Below are 15,938 nucleotides of genomic sequence, written 5' to 3'. Positions count from 1 at the left end.
CAGATCTCATCCGCACTAAGGAGACAATGATGTCGAACATCGCACGGCGCACCTTCGGCGCCGGAATCATCGGAGCCCTCGGGCTCACCCTCGCCGCCTGCAACCGCGGCACCGACTCCGCCGGCGGCTCGGACGGCGGCGGCGAGACCGCCGGCTCCAGCTCCGGTCCCTCCATCGCGATCATCTCCAAGGGCTTCTCCCAGCAGTTCTGGGTCACCGTGCGCGACGGCGCCTTCGCCGCCGCCGAGGAGCTCGGCGCCCAGGTCACCTTCGACGGCCCGGATACCGAATCGGACGTCGAGCAGCAGATCCAGCAGCTGCAGACCGCGCTGAACGGCTCCCCGGACGCGATCGCCTACGCCGCCCTGGACTCGGAGGCGTCTCTGCCCCTGTTGGAGCAGGCGCAGAGCGCGGAGATCCCCATCATCGCCTTCGACTCCGGGGTCGAGTCCGACATCCCGGTGTCCACCGTCGCCACCGACAACGAGGCGGCTGCCGCGGAGGCGGCCAAGAAGATGGCCGAGCTGGTCGGCGAGGAGGGCTCCATCGCCGTCATCGCCCACTCGCAGACCTCCCTCACCGGCGTGCAGCGCCGGGACGGCTTCGTGGAGTACATCGAGAACAACACCTCGCTGACCATCGCGGACATCCAGTACTCGGAGTCCGACGTCCTGAAGGCGACCAATGCCACCAACGCGATCCTCCAGGCGCACCGGGACCTCAAGGGGATCTTCGCGACCAACGAGGCCTCCGCCATCGGCATGGTCACCGCGATCGACGAGCTGGGCCGCGCGGATGACCTGATCTCCCTCGGCTTCGACTCCGGCCAGGGTCAGCTCGACGCCATCCGGGACGGCCGCATGGAGGGCGCCGTCACCCAGGACCCCTACGACATCGGCTACAAGACAGTCGAGACCGCTCTGGCGGCGATCAACGGCGAGGAGGTCGAGCCGGAGGTCGATACCGGGTACTACTTCTACGACGAGACCAACATGGAGGAGGAGGAGATCGCCCGCTCGCTGTACGAGTGAGCGCCCCGGTCACGGCCGAGCGCCGCTGATCGACAGCACCGGCCCGGTGCTGCCCCGTGCGGGGCGGTACCGGGCCGGTTCGTGCCTCCGGTCAGCTGGGGTCGAGCAGGTCCCAGGTCGGCGCGCGGTAGGTGGGATCCTCGCCGAAGGGGGTGTGCGGTTCGCTCTGGTACCAGAACGCGGTGGAGGCGACGTCATCGCGCAGCGGCTTGTAGCGCACCATCCCGTCGACCGGCCGCTGGAACCCCAGCGCCTGCACGCTCACCCGGATCCGCTCTTGGAAGCGGATGGGATCGGGGATATGCCAGCGGTAAAGCCCGAACCTCTGCTGGGAGGCATAGAAGCCGTCCGGGCGCTGGACCTCCGGCATGCCCAGGTACGGCGTGGTGTACGCAGCGTAGGAGCCTTTCGGGTCCTCGAAGGCCCATGCCCCGCCCACGTAATCTTCCGTCCCTGTGCCGCAGATGGTCGGGAAGACGGTCGGCGGCTCCGCACCTTCCCCGCCCTCTCCGGGGCCGACGCCTGCGAGGTCATCGTCCAGGTAGAACTTCACCTCGCCCTCGCCCCACCAGCCGACCTGATGGGACTCCCACGCCAGGTAGGTACCGACGTAATGTCCCTGCCCGCGTACCCCATCCAGGATCAGGTGCGGGCTCATCGCCTCCAAGGGATCCGAGCGCCGCCACTGGGCGTGAAGATAGGCGGCGTCTGCTGCCACATCTTCCTGGGACCAGGTGATCTGGTGGAAGAAGCCTTCGATCGTCTCACTGGAGAGGTTCTCCACCTCCATGCGTGCCCGCTGCCGGAAGGGCATACGCCAGTACGCGTTGAGGCCGCCCGCAGGCGCCACGGTGACGGGGATCGAAGTGACCGGCACATACCGTGCCCAGCCCTGGCAGAAGAAGTCCCCCAGCGGCACCTCGATCGACGGCTGCTCCTCCTCGTCCCAGTAGAAGCGCAGCACGATCGAGCGCAGGTGGTGCGGCAGCACCGTGATCCACACGTGCTGGATCACCCCGGGCCCGTCCACGTCCATGATCATCCGCCGGGCACGGGGCTCGAGGTCCACCGTCGGCGACTTCTTCCAGCCCACCGGCAGCTCGCGGGAGGCCCAGGCGGTGGAGTGGTCGCCCTGCTCGGCGCGACCGCCCCCGCCCGGGCTCCCGTCGCGGTTCTCCGCGCTGATCGAGAAGGTTCGGGCGGCGCTGAGCCGCTCCAACCCGTCCAGCCCTGCGGTCATTCGCCGTTCTCCCGTGCCTTGAGCGCTTCCTCGAACTCCTTGCGCATGTCATCGCCGCCGCGAGACCGCCACTGCTCCAGGTAGGTGTCCAGGTCAGTCAGCGGGCGATTGCCCACGATGATCTGGTTGATGTACGACTCGTACAGCTCATCCAGCTGCGGTTGCGCCCGGGTGGCGGCATCAGAGAACAGGCCCGCGCACGGATCCATCTCCGAGTTGTTCACGTACTGCTCGTTGATGGCGATCGCATCAGCGGCCCCCGGGAAGTCGTACACCACCGGCGGCAGACCATAGATGAGCTGCATCGCCTCGGCGGCATAGTTCGTGCCCTCCACGGGTTTGGGGTCCTCGCCCGGCTTGCGGGTGAAGTAGTCGCCCTCTTCCCCGTGGTGTAGGAAGTAGTGCTCCTCGCTGCCGTAGGGGGCGCGCATGTAGTTGCAGAAGTCCAGGAGCATCTTCAGTCGCTCCTCGTCTTCGGCAGCCTTGGCGGAGATCCCCACGCGGGCGAACACGCCGGTGGAGCGGCCGAACAGCCCATCGCCATCACCATCATGGTGCGGCGGGATGAAGGCGGTCCAGCCCTCCGGCTCCTCCTGCAACGAGTCGTAGTACACGCCCGGGCGGTACCAGTTGGCCGCCGCGATCCAGGAGATCCCCACGTCCCCGGCGGGGATCATCGACAGGGTCTTGCCCACGTTCGCGCCGAGCGCGAGCGCATCAGGGTGGAAGGCCCCGGCCTCCCACAGTTCGTTCATGAACCGCACCGCCTCGGCGAACTCCTCCGTCTCCTGGTGGTTCGTCAGGGTGCCGTTCTCATACCGCCAGCCGATCGGGACGTGGAACATCGCCGTGGCGGCGACCATCGCGGTGCCCGGGGCGTCAGCCAGGCCGTAGCGGCCCTTCACACCCATCTTGGAGAAGGAGGCGAACAGCTCCTTGAACTCCTCGGCGTTCGTCGGCGGCTCGGGGTAGCCGTTCTCCTCGGCCCAGTCCCGGCGGTAGCGGAACTCGTTGTTGTAGGCGGGCAGGTCGATCGGGAATCCGACGATCTTCCCGTCATAGGCGACGTAGCTCCACTGGTCCTCGCGGATGTTGGCGAGGTTCGGCCACTCATCGATGCCATCACCGGCCAGGATGTCCGACAGGTCCGCGAAGGCGCCATCGCGGATCGCACGCGCCGACTGCGCGGTGTCCAGCAGCTGGACGATGTCCGGCAGGTCGCCGCCGGCCAGCAGCGTCGCCAGGCGCTCGTCGTAGTTGGCGGCTGGGGCGATCTGCGGCTGGTAGTCGACGTTCAGCCGCTCGTTGTAGGCCTGCCAGAACTTGTTGTCGGACAGCGGCGGGGCGGGCGCATCCCAGCTGATCTTGAACTCGGTGATGGCGCTGCCGTCCCCGGGCGGGGCATCCACGGTCTTGATGAGCTCGGCCGGCAGCTTCTCGTAACCCGGCGGCACTCCCTCGACGTCGGAGATGATCGCACCCTCGACCTCCGGCGGCGGGGTGTGATTGGGCAGCTGAAGGCCGCTGGCGTTGTCGATCGCCGTACCGGAGCCCGGGGCATCCCCAGAGCAGGCGGCCAAAGCGGCCAGCGGGGCGAGGCCGCCGGCAGCCATGAGAGAACGTCGGGTGAAACGAGTGGTCATCGGTCTCCTCCTCGAGACGGCAGGGGGTGGGGTCAGTTCTCAGCCCTTGATCGCGCCGGTGAGCACCCCCTTGGTGAAGAAGCGCTGGGCGAAGGGGTAGACGCACAGGATCGGAACGGTCGCGAGGACCACGATCGCCATCTGGATCGCCTGCGGGGTCATCGATCCCGCGGCGTTGGGGTTCTCGATATTGCTGATCGGCGAGCCCTGGACGGCGTAGGTGTTCAGCACCATCTGGATGGGCCACTTCGAGGTGTCCTGCAGGTAGATGAGGGCGCTGAAGAAGTTGTTCCAGTAGCCCACCGCGTAGAACAGGGCGACCACCGCGATCACGGCTTTGGACAGCGGAAGCATGATCTTCCCGAACACCTGCAGATCGCTCGCCCCGTCGATCCGGGCGGAGTCGGTGAGCTCCTGCGGGATCTGCATGAAGAAGTTGCGCACCACGAGCATGTTGAAGGCGCTGATGAGGCCGGGCAGGATCAGCGCCCAGTAGGAGTTCAGCAGCCCCAGGGACTTCACGAGGATGAAGTTCGGGATCAGGCCCGCGCCGAACAGCATCGTGAACAGCACCAGGTACAGCACGCCCTTGGAGCCGGGAATCTCGCGGGTGCGGGTCAGTCCGAAGGCCAGCAGCGTGGTGAAGGTGACCGACAGGACCGTGCCCACCGCGGTGATGCCGATGGAGACCATGAGCGCGCGGGGAATGATGCGTCCGGCGAGCACCGAGCGGTAGGCGTCCAGGGTCATGTCGGTAGGGATCACGCCGAAGCGGAGCGTCTCCCCCGGCGGGGTCATCGAGGCCATGATCACGTACACGAAGGGGTACAGCATCAGCAGCACGATGATCGCGATCGCGAGGACCTTGAGGGCCTGGGTGATCGGTCCGGGCTTCTCCATCCACGGAGGTCGTCGAGCAGCCATCAGAAGAGTCCATCCGTTCCCAGTCGTTTGGCGAGGCGGTTCGCCCCGAGGACGAGCACCGTGCCGACGACGCCCTTGACCAGGCCCACGGCGGTGGACACGCCCCAGTCGCCGCCGGCGATGCCGCGGTAGTACACGAAGGTGTCGATCACCTGGGCCGCCCCGGCACCGACGGCGGGCTGCTGCAGCAGCAGCTGTTCGAAGCCGACGGTGAGCACGTTGCCGAGCTGAAGGATCAGCAGCATCACGGTCACCGGCAGCAGACCGGGCAGAGTCACATGCCAGATGCGGCGCCAGGATCCGGCCCCGTCCACCGCCGCGGACTCATACAGCTCCGCGGAGATGGTGGACAGGGCGGCGAAGAAGATGATCGTGCCCCAGCCGACGTCCTTCCAGATCACCTGGAGCACGACGAGGATCTTGAAGAACGAGGGGTCGCTCATGAGGTTGACGTTCTCCAGGCCCAGCAGCGAGAGGCCGTGCGCGAGCGAGCCGGCGCCGCCGAGCACCTGCTGCCACAGGGCGATGACGATCACCCAGCTGAGGAAGTGCGGCAGGTACACGACGGTCTGGATCCAGCGCTTGATCCGCTCCGAGAGCAGCGAGTTCAGGAAGATCGCCAGGGCGATGGGGGCGGGGAAGGCGAAGGCCAGCTGGAGGAAGGAGATGATCAGCGTGTTGGTGATCGCGTTGACCACCTCGGGGTCCCGCACGAGCGCCTCGAAGTTGCGCAGACCCACGAAGCGCGAGCCCTGAATCCCCAGGTAGGGCGAGTAGTCCTGGAAGGCGATGATGTTGCCCAGCAGCGGCACATAGTGGAACAGGACGAAGAAGACCAGCCCGGGGAGGATGAAGGCGTACATCCACGGGTGGTGGCGGACCGCGGAGACGAAGCGGCGACGGAAAGGCAGGGGCGCTTTCACGCCCGCCGCATCGCGGGCACCTCCCTCCGTCGGGTCGTTGCCGACGACGGCGCGCGCTTCGAGCACCTGCTCGGTCACGCCCGCGGCGGGCTTGCTCGGGTCTGTCACGGTCGGCACTCCATTGCGTCGAAAATCGTTTACTCGCCCAGTACCACCGTACGGGAGCTGTGACGCTGCGTAAACCCCGGGTGGATGCCCCAGCAGGAGCGGCTCCCGCGACGGCCCCGTCAGTGCAGCTCCAGGAGCGCGCTTCACCTGGGACGATGCTTGACACGGGGTGGAGTTCCGCGCCGGCGCAGCGCCGCACGCCCCTATCGATCTCGTACCGTCGAACGGTAAACGATTGCTCTCCATGCGCCGAGCCTCTAGAGTTGCACCCCGCAGACCGTGACTCGCACCACACGCCAATGGAGGCTTCCATGCGCTCGACCACACCTTCTGCCCAGCCCTCGAGCCCTGCCCCGGCGGAGCTGTCCCGCTCCGGGTTCCTGCGCGGCGGCTCCCTCGCCCTCGGCGCCGGCACGCTCGGCGCCGCTCTTGCCGCGGGCGGGCCCGCCCACGCGGACCGCACCCCCGATGACAAGCCCGGCCGCGGCACCGGGCGCGGCGTCGATCCGAACCCCGGCTACCGTCGCCCGGAGATCACGCGACTCAAGACCGTCACCGGCCCCGGCATCACCACCCGCTTCCGCATGGAGGCGACGGACCTCGGCGCACCGGCCGTCACCCCGGACGGGCGGATCCTCGTGATCTTCGGCGATACCTGGGAGGATGCCGCGGTGGGCGGCGGCTGGTGGCGCTCCCCCGTCGGCCTGTATGCGGACCCCGATCGCAAGCTCAAGCACGGCCTCGAATGGACCTCCGCGGTGGGCGGCGAGGAGGCGGTGGAGCTCGTCGAGTACGACCACAGCGGCAACCCCGTCTCCACGATCCTGCCCGGTGACATCCTCACCGTCGGGGAGACCATGTACGTGTGGGTGATGGTCAACCACGGCTTCGGCAACGTGGACCACACCGAGATCTGAACCTCCCAGGACTCCGGCGAGCACTGGGAGCGCACCGCGGAGATGTTCCCCGGAGATCACCTCGACGGGTTCTCGCAGCAGTGCACCTGGTTCGCCCACCCCACCGACGGCTACGTATACCTGCTGACCACCGGGTTCCAGCGCGACAAGGAAGCGATCCTCCAGCGCGTGCCGCAGGACTCGATCCTGAACCCGGACGCCTACGAGACCTACGGTGCCACCGGTGAGGGCGAGCAGCAGCAGTGGGCCTGGGGCAACGACCCCACCCCGGTGCTCGGCGGGCACGTGGGCGAGATGTGCCTGCGCATCGTCGGGGACAAGTGGGTGCTCACCTGGTTCAACGCGGGCCTGTACCGCGTGGACATGCTGCTGGCTAACTCCCCCGAGGAGATCCGCACCCCCGCCTACGCGGAGACGATCCTGTGGGGCTGCGGCTGGGGCCAGGAGGACCATGAGCGCGTCGCGCAGCTGTACGGCCCGTACATCCTGCCCGGCTCCACGCTCGATGACCTGCATCTGCTGTGCTCGCAGTGGAACACCGGCGCGGGCTGGCCCTACCACGTGCAGCAGTACCGCGTCGAAGGGGTCCGACGGGCCATGGAGTCGCTCGCCTGACGCAGGCGCCCGGGCCTGCCCGGGCTCGCCCCCGCTCCCCTCACCCAAGACCGCTGCGTTTGCGTGGGAAGTCGACTGCTATTCCCACGAAAACGCAGCGCTCTCCGCTGGGGTGGGAGTCTTCGCTGGGGTGGGAGTGAGTCCCCAGCACCTTCGACCCATCTGCCCGCCGAGGTTTCGCACCGATGGCCGATGGTGCGCTCGCGCGCGAGCGGCTGGACTGGGAGGGATCAGCGTCCCGACCCGCAGGAGGTCCGCATGTCCCCGCAGTCCGCTCCCCTGTCCCGCGCCTCATTCCTGAAGCTCACGGGCCTCACCGCTGCCGCGACCGGCCTGGGCGCCGCCGGGCTGCAGGCGGGCCCGCTGTCCGCATCGGCGCAGGCCGCACCGTCGGTCCAGCGTCTGGGCGAGGTCACCGGCCCGGGCCTGACGGACATGTGGGGCGCGCACTCCACGGACCTCGGCGTCCCCGCCATCGCGCCCGATGGGCGGATCCTCACCGTCTTCGGTGACACCTTCGACGCCCCGCGCGTGGAGGGCCCGAACCGGGCGCCGATCGCCCTATACGCGGACCAGAACCGGCCGCTCGCGGACAAGATCGCCTGGACCGCCCCGGTGGGCGGCGACTACGCCCGCCAGCTGGTCGACTACCCGCGCGACCCGGTCACCACGCTGCTGCCCGGCGATGTGATCACCCTCGGCGACACGATGTACCTGTGGGTGATGGAGAACCACGGCTTCGGCAACGTCGCCCACACCAAGATCCTCACCTCGAAGGATTCCGGCGCCACCTGGCAGCACAACCCGTACATGTTCCCCGGCGACCACCTGGGCGGTATGTTCCAGCAGGTCACGTGGACCTACAACCATGCCGACGACCACGTGTACGTGCTATCCACCGGGTTCCAGCGGGACAAGCCGATCATCCTGCACCGCGTGTTCGGCGGCTCGATCATGGATCCGGGTGCCTACGAGCCGTGGGGCTACCGCGACGGGAAGTGGGCCTGGGGCAATCCGCCCACCCCGGTGCGCGAAGGCCGGTTCGGGGAGATGTGCTGGCGCATCATCGACGGCACCTGGGTGCTGTCCTGGTTCAACGCCGGGGACGGCACGATCGATGTGCTCCTGCACGACGGGCCCACCGCGAACCTCTTTACCGCCGAGCATCACCAGCTGATCCACTCCACGCACTGGGGCGGGGAGAGTGACACCCTGATGGCCCAGCCCTACGGCGGCTACATCGTGCCCGGCTCCACCCTCTCGGACCTGCACCTGCTGGTCAGCCAGTGGAACACCGGGGCGGGCTGGCCGTATTGGACCCAGCAGTTCCGCGTGCGCGGGCTGCGCTGAGGCGCGGCATCAGCGAGGCGGCGAGGAACCCGGCGCCGCGCTCGTCCACGGCACGGAAACGATAGGGGGCGTTGCGGGGCACGCGCCCGGAGCCGCCCACCTCGATCGTCTCCGTGCCGCGCGGCGTCGTCACCTCGAGCGCCCCCTCGATGACGTGCAGCATCATCGCCGGTGAGGGGTCCTCGGTGCCGCCGCTGACCTGATCGTTGCCCAGCAGCCAGTACTTCCAGGTCTCCACCACGGTCCCATCGGGCGTCTCGACCGCGTCGAGCAGGATCGCCCAGGACCCGTCGTCGGTGGACCACACCTCCACGCCCTCCGGCGGGGCGTCCGGCCCCACCCCCATGAGGGCCGCGAAGGTGGTGCCGAGCCCGTCGGCGATCCGGTCCAGGATGGTGACCGACGGATTCGCCTGCCCCAGTTCGATCTGGGTGAGCATCCGACGGGACACCTCGCTGGCCTCCGCGAGTGCTGCCACTGACAGGTCCTGGTCCTGCCGCAGCGCGCGGATCCGTTCCCCGAGCTGCGCGACGACCGCCGGTCGCATGCCTTCAGCCATGGGATTCCTCCTGGTCAGGTGGAGTGTGAAGCCTACTCGCCGGAGGACTGGCCCACCCCCGATCACGACGTGATGGGCACTATATTGCGCAACCGGTCGAGTGGGCACTATGTTGCGCATAGAGCCGCGGTTGGCGCCGCGGCTTTTCGATGTTCGCACTGGTCACCCCAGAAGGAGGCTCCTTGTCCGCCCGCCCGCTCTCCACCCCTCTGCTGCGCTGGTTCGGCTCGTATTCAGCCTTCGCCGTCCCGCAGTCCGCGTCACCGATCGCCTTCGCTCTGATCGCGCTGCCGCTGACGGGTGATCCGGGCTCCGGTGCGGCCATGGTGCTGGCGATGACCATCGCCCAGGTGGTGGGCGCGGTACCGCTCGCGCGGCTGGGACAGCGCTTCGCCCCCATGCCCTACCTGCGGTTCCTCATCGGCCTGCGAACAGCGGGTCTGGTGGCGGTGGCGCTGCTCGCCACCCTCGGGGCGCCCTTCCCACTCGTGCTCGCCGCTGCCGCGGCCTCCGGGCTCTCCGCCGGCGCGGCCTACGGGCACCTGCGCGCCACCTTGAACCACCTGGTCTCCGCCGCGCAGCTGCCGCGCGCCCTCGGCATCGCCGCAACGCTGAACGAAGTCGCGTTCGTGGCCTCCCCGGTGATCGCCGCGGGCCTGGGCGGAATCTCCCCGGCGCTCGCGGTGTGGGCGATGGTGCTGCTGGGCGGCTCGCCGCTGGTGCTGCTGCCGTCGCTGCCCACGGCGACGGCCCCGGCGCCGGATGCGCGGGCCGCGGCGGGCCGACTGGAGCTGACGCCCACGATCCTCATGTGGCTGCTGGCCGGTGGGGCGACCACCGCCGCGATCGGCACCATCGAGATCGGTGCGGTCTCCCTCGCCGTCGCCTACGGACTGGAGCCGACGTGGGGCGTGATCTTCCCGGTCGCGATCTGCACTGCCTCGGTGACCGGCGGGGTGTGGGTGAGCATCCGCAATCGCATCCCGCGCCGACGCACCGTCCTGGCGTGGCTGGTGACGATCGGGGTAGGGCTCGCCCTCGCGGGCTTCGGCGGTTCGGTGACGCTCACGATCGTCGGCGCAGTGCTGGGCGGTGCGGTGCTCGCGCCGCTGTCCACCTACTACTCGCTCGTGCTGGATCAGTTGGTGGCGCCCGAGCATCGGGCCGAGGTGTTCGCGATGCTGCGCACCGCCAATGCGCTGGGCGTCATCACGGCCAGCGCCCTGATCGCCGCCGGGGACCTCTCCCGCACCTTCTGGGTGGTGCTCGGCGTGGTGCTGGCCGCCTGCACCGCCGCCGGCGCCGTGTTCACCCACGACTACGTGCGTGTCCGGCAGCGCCGCGCGGCCCTCGCCTCCCGCGAGGCGGCCGCCCTCGCCCAGCTGGAAGCCGCAGCCTCCCCCGATGGCGAGACCACGACGGGCTCCATCCCGCTCACCACCGCGGAGCTTCCCGCCCTCACCGACATGGCGGAGGAGTTCGGGGCGGCCGATGGCAGCACTGCCCTGCTGACCGCCGAAATCCCCGTGGTGCGCGAGGAGCAGCTGCTCGAGCGCACCGAGGAGCCCGGCATGCTCATGACCTCGGAGATCCCCGTCGTCCGCGACCCGTACGGCATGGCCGGGGAGGGTCGGGCGCTGCTGACCTCCGAGATCCCCGTGATCCGCGACGTGCCCGGCTGGGGCGAGGGGACCGGCTGGGGCGACGCGCCCGGCTGGAACGAGGAGCCCGAGGACCCGTTCCGCATGGCCTGAGCGGGCGGAGGCGGGGTTGGCTACCCCATCCTTGGTAAACGATTGCTCGCGAGCTGTTCGGTGCGTACGCTGGAGTGCACGATGCTGCACAGCGATGACGCTGCGAGGAGGCCCCCGTGATCGATCGTTCCCAGTTCCTGCGCGGATCGGCGGTGCTGGCGGGCGCCGGCGCGCTGGTCACAGCCTGTTCCGGCGGCGACAGCGGCTCGGGCCCCGAAGACCCTGAGGCCACCGCCGAGCCGTCCCCCTGGGGCGAGGTGGACCGCAGCGCCTGCCCGGTCGTGGAGCGCATGGGCCCGATCACCGGCCCCGAGATCACCACGCGCTTCCGCATGGAAGCCACCGACCTCGGCGCCCCCGCCGTCACCCCCGACGGGCGGATCCTGTTCATCTTCGGCGACACCTTCGAGGCGGCCGTGGTGGGAGGCGGGTTCTGGCGCTCCCCCGTCGGCCTCTTCGCCGATCCGGACGTCCCCCTGGATGAGGGCATCACCTGGACCAGCGCCGTTGGCGGCGAGACCGCCGAGCAGCTCGTGGACTACGAGCACGATGACAACCCCGTCTCCACGATCCTGCCGGGCGACCCGCTGACCGTCGGCGAGACGATGTACCTGTGGATGATGGTCAACCACGGCCTCGGCAACGTCGCCATGAGCGAGATCTGGACCAGCGAGGACTCTGGGGAGACGTGGGCGCGCACCGCCGAAATGTTCCCCGGCGGCCACGCCGAGGGGTTCATGCAGCAGTGCACCTGGTACCCGCACCCCACCGACGGTCACGTGTACCTGCTGACCACCGGATTCCAGCGCGACAAGGGCCTGATCCTCTCGCGCGTGCCGCAGGATTCGATCCTCGAGCCCGCGGCCTACGAAACCCTCCAGGCCGACGGGACCTGGGGTGATGCGAGCGACCCGTTGATCGTGCTGGAGGGGTCGATCGGGGAGATGTCGCTGCGGGTCGTGGAGGACCAGTGGCTGCTGACGTACTTCGATGCCGGGAACTACCGTGCCTGCATCATCGCTGCTGACAGCCCAGAGGAGCTCGCCGAGGCGGAGCCGATCGTACTGCTGCACGGCGGGGAGTGGGGCAAGGAGGAACACAACGTCGTCGCCCAGCTGTACGGGCCGTACATCGTGCCCGGCTCCACGCTGGATGTGCTGCACCTGGTGTGCTCGCAGTGGCACACCGGCCCGGACTGGCCGTACCACGTGGAGCAGTACCGGATCGAGGACCCGCTACGGCGCCGCTGCGCGGAGTAGGCGGGGCAGGTTCAGACGGCGTTGGTGTCGACGGGCCAGAAGCCGACGAGGCAGGCATCGATGAGGCACGAGCAGAGCCGGCCAGTGCGGGGTGCACCGGCCGGCTCTGTGGTTGTGCGGCGACGGCAGGGGCGCCATCGGCCCCCACCGCGCGGTGGATCAGCCCAGGCCGAAGCCCAGGGGGTAGGCCTCACCGGTGCCGTCGGCCTCGGGGATCGCGACCGGCAGCGTGCCCCCGGCCGTGACATCCCCGGCGAGCACCCCGGCGATGGCCTGCAGGGTCGCATCGGCGTTGCCGTACCCGGCGATCGAGGCGCCCACCTCGCCCACGTGCACCACGTCGTAGGGGTTGCGCAGCGAGGCGTGGACCACGGTCGCCTCGGTCGCCGCGAGGGCCTTCACGAGGGCGACCTGCTCCGCGGGAGTCTCGAAACCGCCGGAGGAGGTGAACACGAGCACCGCATCCACGTCCTCCGCGGCCGCGGCAGCGTCCTTGGCGTTCGCCTCTGCGAGCCCGGTTGCGGTGAAGCCCAGGTCGTTCAGCGCTTCGACGGCCACGTCGATCTTCTCGGCGCTGCCCTCACCGGTGACCAGGACGCTCGCTCCGTCCGGCAGCGGCAGCGCCTCGTCGATCAGCAGCGTGACGGAGTCTTCGGCGATCTTCCGGGCGGTGCGCAGGGACTTTCGGGTGCTGAGCGCCGACTCCGCAGCGGCGGGGTCCACGTGCAGGTCGTCCGTGAACAGGCCGCGGCGCAGCTTTTGGCGCAGGATGCGGCGCACCGACTGATCCAGTCGCTCCTCGGTGATCTCACCGGCGTCGACCGCGTCGCGCACCCCGCCGATGGCCAGCGCGAGATCCGGCGGCATGAGCATCTGGTCGGCGCCTGCGAGGATCGCCTCGACCGGCACCCGCTCGTCACCGAACAGAGTGCGCACGCCCTCCATCGCCAGGGAATCGGTGACGATGACGCCGTCGTAGCCGAGCTCCTCGCGCAGCAGCCCGGTGAGGATCGGGGGCGAGAGCGTGGCGGGCACGCCCGAATCGTCGAGCGCCGGCACCACGATGTGGGCGGTCATGATCGCGTCCACGCCCTCGTCGATCGCGGCGATGAACGGCGGCAGGTCCAGCTCGTCGATCTCCTCGCGGGTGTGCTCGATGACCGGCAGCCCGATGTGGGAGTCCACAGCGGTGTCGCCGTGGCCGGGGAAATGCTTGGCCGCCGCCGAGCAGTCCGCGCCCTGCAGACCCTTGATCTGCGCTGCGGCCAGGCGCGCCACCGCCTCGGGGTCCGCGCCGAAGGAGCGCACGCCGATCACCGGGTTCTGCGCCTCGACGTTCACATCGGCCACCGGGGAGAACGCCTGATGCAGGCCCAGCGCCCGCATCTCCTCGCCGACGATCCGCCCGGCCTTGCGGGCGTGGGCCTTCGAACCGGTCGCGCCGAGGGCCATCTGACCGGGCAGCGGCGTGGCGGGGGCCGGCAGGCGGTAGACCACGCCGCGCTCCTCATCGGCGCTGATCACGAGCGGAATCCCGCCGGAGGCGAGCGCTGCGTCCTGCGCGTCGTTGCACAGCGTCGCCACCTGCTCGGGGTTCTCGAGGTTGTCGCTCCAGGCGAAATAGATCAGCCCGCCCACGTGGTGGGTGGAGATGATCTCGGCGATCGTGTCCACGCCCGTGGTCTCGGTGTTGGACTTATGGGGCTGGTCGGCGCGGGAGCCGTAGCCGACGGCCACGAACAGCTGGCCGATCTTCTGCTCAAGGCTCATTCCCGCCAGCAGCTCGTCGATCCGGGCATCCTCGCGGCCGGGGGCGCGGCCCTTGGCGTGGGCGGTAGCGGGCACGGCGGCCACGGCCGCTCCGGCGAGCGCGCTCGCGCCCAGTGCGCGGCGGGTCAGAGTGTGGGGAAAACGGGCAGTCATATGGGCTCCTTCCGGATTGTCTGAGGAGAGCGGTCGCCAGGGCCGGGCCCAAGGGCGAGGCTCAGCAGGCGGGGGCTGTGCGCGGCCGAGCTCAGCAGAGGCGGTCGATCAGGTCGGTCAGTAGAGGCGGTAGGGCTGGGTGGTGGCGGTGAAGCGTCGGGCCTCCTTGCGCCACGCCGCGACGATCGCCTCCGGGTCCTCGCCGTCCTCGAGCATGGCGCGGGTGCGCTTGGTGCCGGAGGTCCGGTCGATCCAGCAGACATCGGCCTCGGTGCGGCACTTCTCGCCCTCGCGCCAGTCCACCTCCTCGACCTCGTACAGCAGTGCGGCGATGACGTGGATGCCGGTGCGCACGGGTTCATACGCTGCGGTGTCGGTGATGTGGATCTGCACGCCGCCGCAGAATTCGCCCTCATGCTTGGAGGTGGTGGGGGTGGCGAACATCGGCCGATACAGCACGCCCGGCAGGTCCGCGCCGCGCAGCCGCGCGATGATCGCCGCGATCTGCTCCTCGCCGATGAACGGGGCGCCGAACCACAGGAACGGGGTGGTGGTGCCGCGGCCTTCAGAGACGTTCAGCGCTTCGATGAGGCCCGTGCCGGCGTAGACCACGGCCGTTTAGGCAGTGGGGATGTTCGGAGAGGGCAGCACCCACGGCAGCTCCGCGGCCAGCGGATCCTCGGGGTCGTAGCCGGTCATCGGCACGACGTGCAGCTCCGGCGCAGCGTCCTCGAGGAACTCCCCGGCGAAGTAACGGGCGAGCTCACCGACGGTCAGGCCGTGGGTCTGCGGGATCTCGCGCAGCCCCACGAAGCTCGCAAGCTCCGGCTCGAGCACGAAGCCCTCCGCCTCCGGGCCCAGGGGGTTCGGGCGGTCCAGCACCACGAAGGACTTGCCGTTCTCCCCAGCGGCCTGCATCGCGTAGTACAGGGTCCAGATGTACGTGTAGAAGCGGGCGCCGATGTCCTGGATGTCGAAGACGAGCACGTCGATATCGGCGAGCATCTCCGGGGTGGGCTTCTGGGTCTTGCCGTACAGGGAGCGCACGGGCAGCCCGGTGGTGGCGTCGATGTAGTCCTCGACGTAGCCGCCGGCGGGCTCAGCGCCGCGCACCCCATGCTCAGGGCCGTACAGGGCGGTGAGGGTGAAGCCGCCCTGCTCCTGGGCATCGACGAGGATGTCGATCGTGGAGCGGAGGGCAGAGTCGGTGCCGGTGGGGTTGGTGATGAGGCCGACGGCCTTGCCGCGCAGCACCTCGAGGCGCTCGGGATCCAGGAGGTTCTCCACGCCCAGGCGGAAATCGCCCTTCCGGTTGCCGCCCTTGCCCTTCCCCTTGCCTTTGCCCTTGCCTTTCGCGGGGGCGGGGGCGGCGTGTGCGGCGCCGGCACCGAGAACCGCCGCGCCGGGCAGGGCACCGAGGCCCGCCAGGAGGTGTCGGCGCCCGGGGCGGGCGGGAGCATCGGGGGTGTGGTTCACGAGGGAGACCTCCGTCGACATCGTCGGATCGTGCACGGCGCCGAGAATCGGGCGAGGCGCGGTCGCGATACCCGGCACATGGCGGCCAGGGGGCAGCGCCGGGCGGCGCATGGTGCGCCACGGTAGCAGCGCTGTGCCCCACATCACAACGAATCGGTGACGATGCGCAGGTGAGAGCGGATGGCGCCGCGGGCTACGGTGAAGGATCGGGACGCA

12 protein-coding genes and 1 pseudogene are annotated in these 15,938 nt (G+C 69.4%); 5 read left to right on the top strand and 8 right to left on the bottom strand.

Features of this window, described 5'->3' with window-relative positions; all coding sequences use genetic code 11:
• The first annotated feature begins 29 nt into the window (after positions 1–29).
• Positions 30–1,031 carry an ABC transporter substrate-binding protein gene (locus CJ197_RS10665; protein ID WP_102236734.1) on the top strand — a complete coding sequence of 334 codons (1,002 nt, stop codon included), beginning with the start codon at positions 30–32 and terminating at the stop codon, positions 1,029–1,031.
• 91 nt (positions 1,032–1,122) lie between these two features.
• Here CJ197_RS10665 and CJ197_RS10660 read toward each other — a convergent pair whose 3' ends face one another.
• Genes CJ197_RS10660 through CJ197_RS10645 form a run of 4 tightly spaced genes read right to left on the bottom strand, consistent with a single transcriptional unit; the run spans position 1,123 to position 5,869 of the window.
• The gene (locus CJ197_RS10660; RefSeq protein WP_102236733.1) at positions 1,123–2,271 is read right to left on the bottom strand and encodes a glycoside hydrolase family 172 protein; all 1,149 of its coding nucleotides are present in this window, start codon (positions 2,269–2,271) and stop codon (positions 1,123–1,125) included.
• Positions 2,268–3,914, bottom strand: coding sequence for an extracellular solute-binding protein (locus CJ197_RS10655; RefSeq protein WP_102236732.1), 1,647 nt, complete (start codon positions 3,912–3,914; stop codon positions 2,268–2,270). Before CJ197_RS10655 ends, CJ197_RS10660 begins: the two co-directional genes overlap by 4 nt.
• Positions 3,915–3,953: 39 nt before the next feature.
• The gene (locus CJ197_RS10650; RefSeq protein WP_199173916.1) at positions 3,954–4,838 is read right to left on the bottom strand and encodes a carbohydrate ABC transporter permease; all 885 of its coding nucleotides are present in this window, start codon (positions 4,836–4,838) and stop codon (positions 3,954–3,956) included.
• Positions 4,838–5,869: a sugar ABC transporter permease gene (locus tag CJ197_RS10645; protein WP_233190858.1), complete on the bottom strand. Its 1,032-nt coding sequence runs from the start codon at positions 5,867–5,869 to the stop codon at positions 4,838–4,840. The genes CJ197_RS10650 and CJ197_RS10645 overlap by 1 nt, the downstream gene beginning before the upstream one ends.
• A gap of 155 nt (positions 5,870–6,024) precedes the next feature.
• Between CJ197_RS10645 and CJ197_RS15585 the strand changes: the two are divergent.
• A pseudogene (locus CJ197_RS15585) lies at positions 6,025–7,401 on the top strand (DUF4185 domain-containing protein).
• A gap of 258 nt (positions 7,402–7,659) precedes the next feature.
• Positions 7,660–8,751, top strand: a complete 1,092-nt coding sequence (locus CJ197_RS10635; RefSeq protein WP_102236729.1) for a DUF4185 domain-containing protein — start codon at positions 7,660–7,662, stop codon at positions 8,749–8,751.
• Here the strand turns inward: CJ197_RS10635 and CJ197_RS10630 are convergent.
• Positions 8,681–9,310: a helix-turn-helix domain-containing protein gene (locus CJ197_RS10630; protein ID WP_102236728.1), complete on the bottom strand. Its 630-nt coding sequence runs from the start codon at positions 9,308–9,310 to the stop codon at positions 8,681–8,683. The genes CJ197_RS10635 and CJ197_RS10630 overlap by 71 nt on opposite strands.
• A 182-nt stretch (positions 9,311–9,492) precedes the next feature.
• Between CJ197_RS10630 and CJ197_RS10625 the strand changes: the two genes are divergently transcribed.
• Both CJ197_RS10625 and CJ197_RS10620 read left to right on the top strand, forming a co-directional pair.
• Positions 9,493–11,064, top strand: coding sequence for an MFS transporter (locus CJ197_RS10625; protein WP_102236727.1), 1,572 nt, complete (start codon positions 9,493–9,495; stop codon positions 11,062–11,064).
• A 116-nt stretch (positions 11,065–11,180) separates the two neighbouring features.
• The gene (locus CJ197_RS10620) at positions 11,181–12,323 is read left to right on the top strand and encodes a DUF4185 domain-containing protein (protein ID WP_102236726.1); all 1,143 of its coding nucleotides are present in this window, start codon (positions 11,181–11,183) and stop codon (positions 12,321–12,323) included.
• A gap of 159 nt (positions 12,324–12,482) precedes the next feature.
• On the opposite strand, the gene CJ197_RS10615 is transcribed toward CJ197_RS10620, so the two are convergent.
• From CJ197_RS10615 to CJ197_RS15905, 3 genes are all read right to left on the bottom strand, one after another.
• Positions 12,483–14,246 carry a glycoside hydrolase family 3 protein gene (locus CJ197_RS10615; protein ID WP_102236725.1) on the bottom strand — a complete coding sequence of 588 codons (1,764 nt, stop codon included), beginning with the start codon at positions 14,244–14,246 and terminating at the stop codon, positions 12,483–12,485.
• 117 nt (positions 14,247–14,363) lie between these two features.
• On the bottom strand, positions 14,364–14,858 hold the full coding sequence (locus CJ197_RS15910; protein WP_369801537.1) for a hypothetical protein: 495 nt from the start codon (positions 14,856–14,858) through the stop codon (positions 14,364–14,366).
• Between the two features lie 6 nt (positions 14,859–14,864).
• Complete coding sequence (locus CJ197_RS15905; protein WP_369801536.1) at positions 14,865–15,743, bottom strand: exo-beta-N-acetylmuramidase NamZ domain-containing protein; 879 nt, start codon at positions 15,741–15,743, stop codon at positions 14,865–14,867.
• Positions 15,744–15,938 lie beyond the last annotated feature (195 nt).

The organism is Brachybacterium sp. UMB0905 (genome assembly GCF_002871795.1).
In the GTDB taxonomy this organism is placed as follows: Bacteria; Actinomycetota; Actinomycetes; order Actinomycetales; family Dermabacteraceae; genus Brachybacterium.
This window is presented reverse-complemented; position numbering and strand designations above follow the sequence as displayed.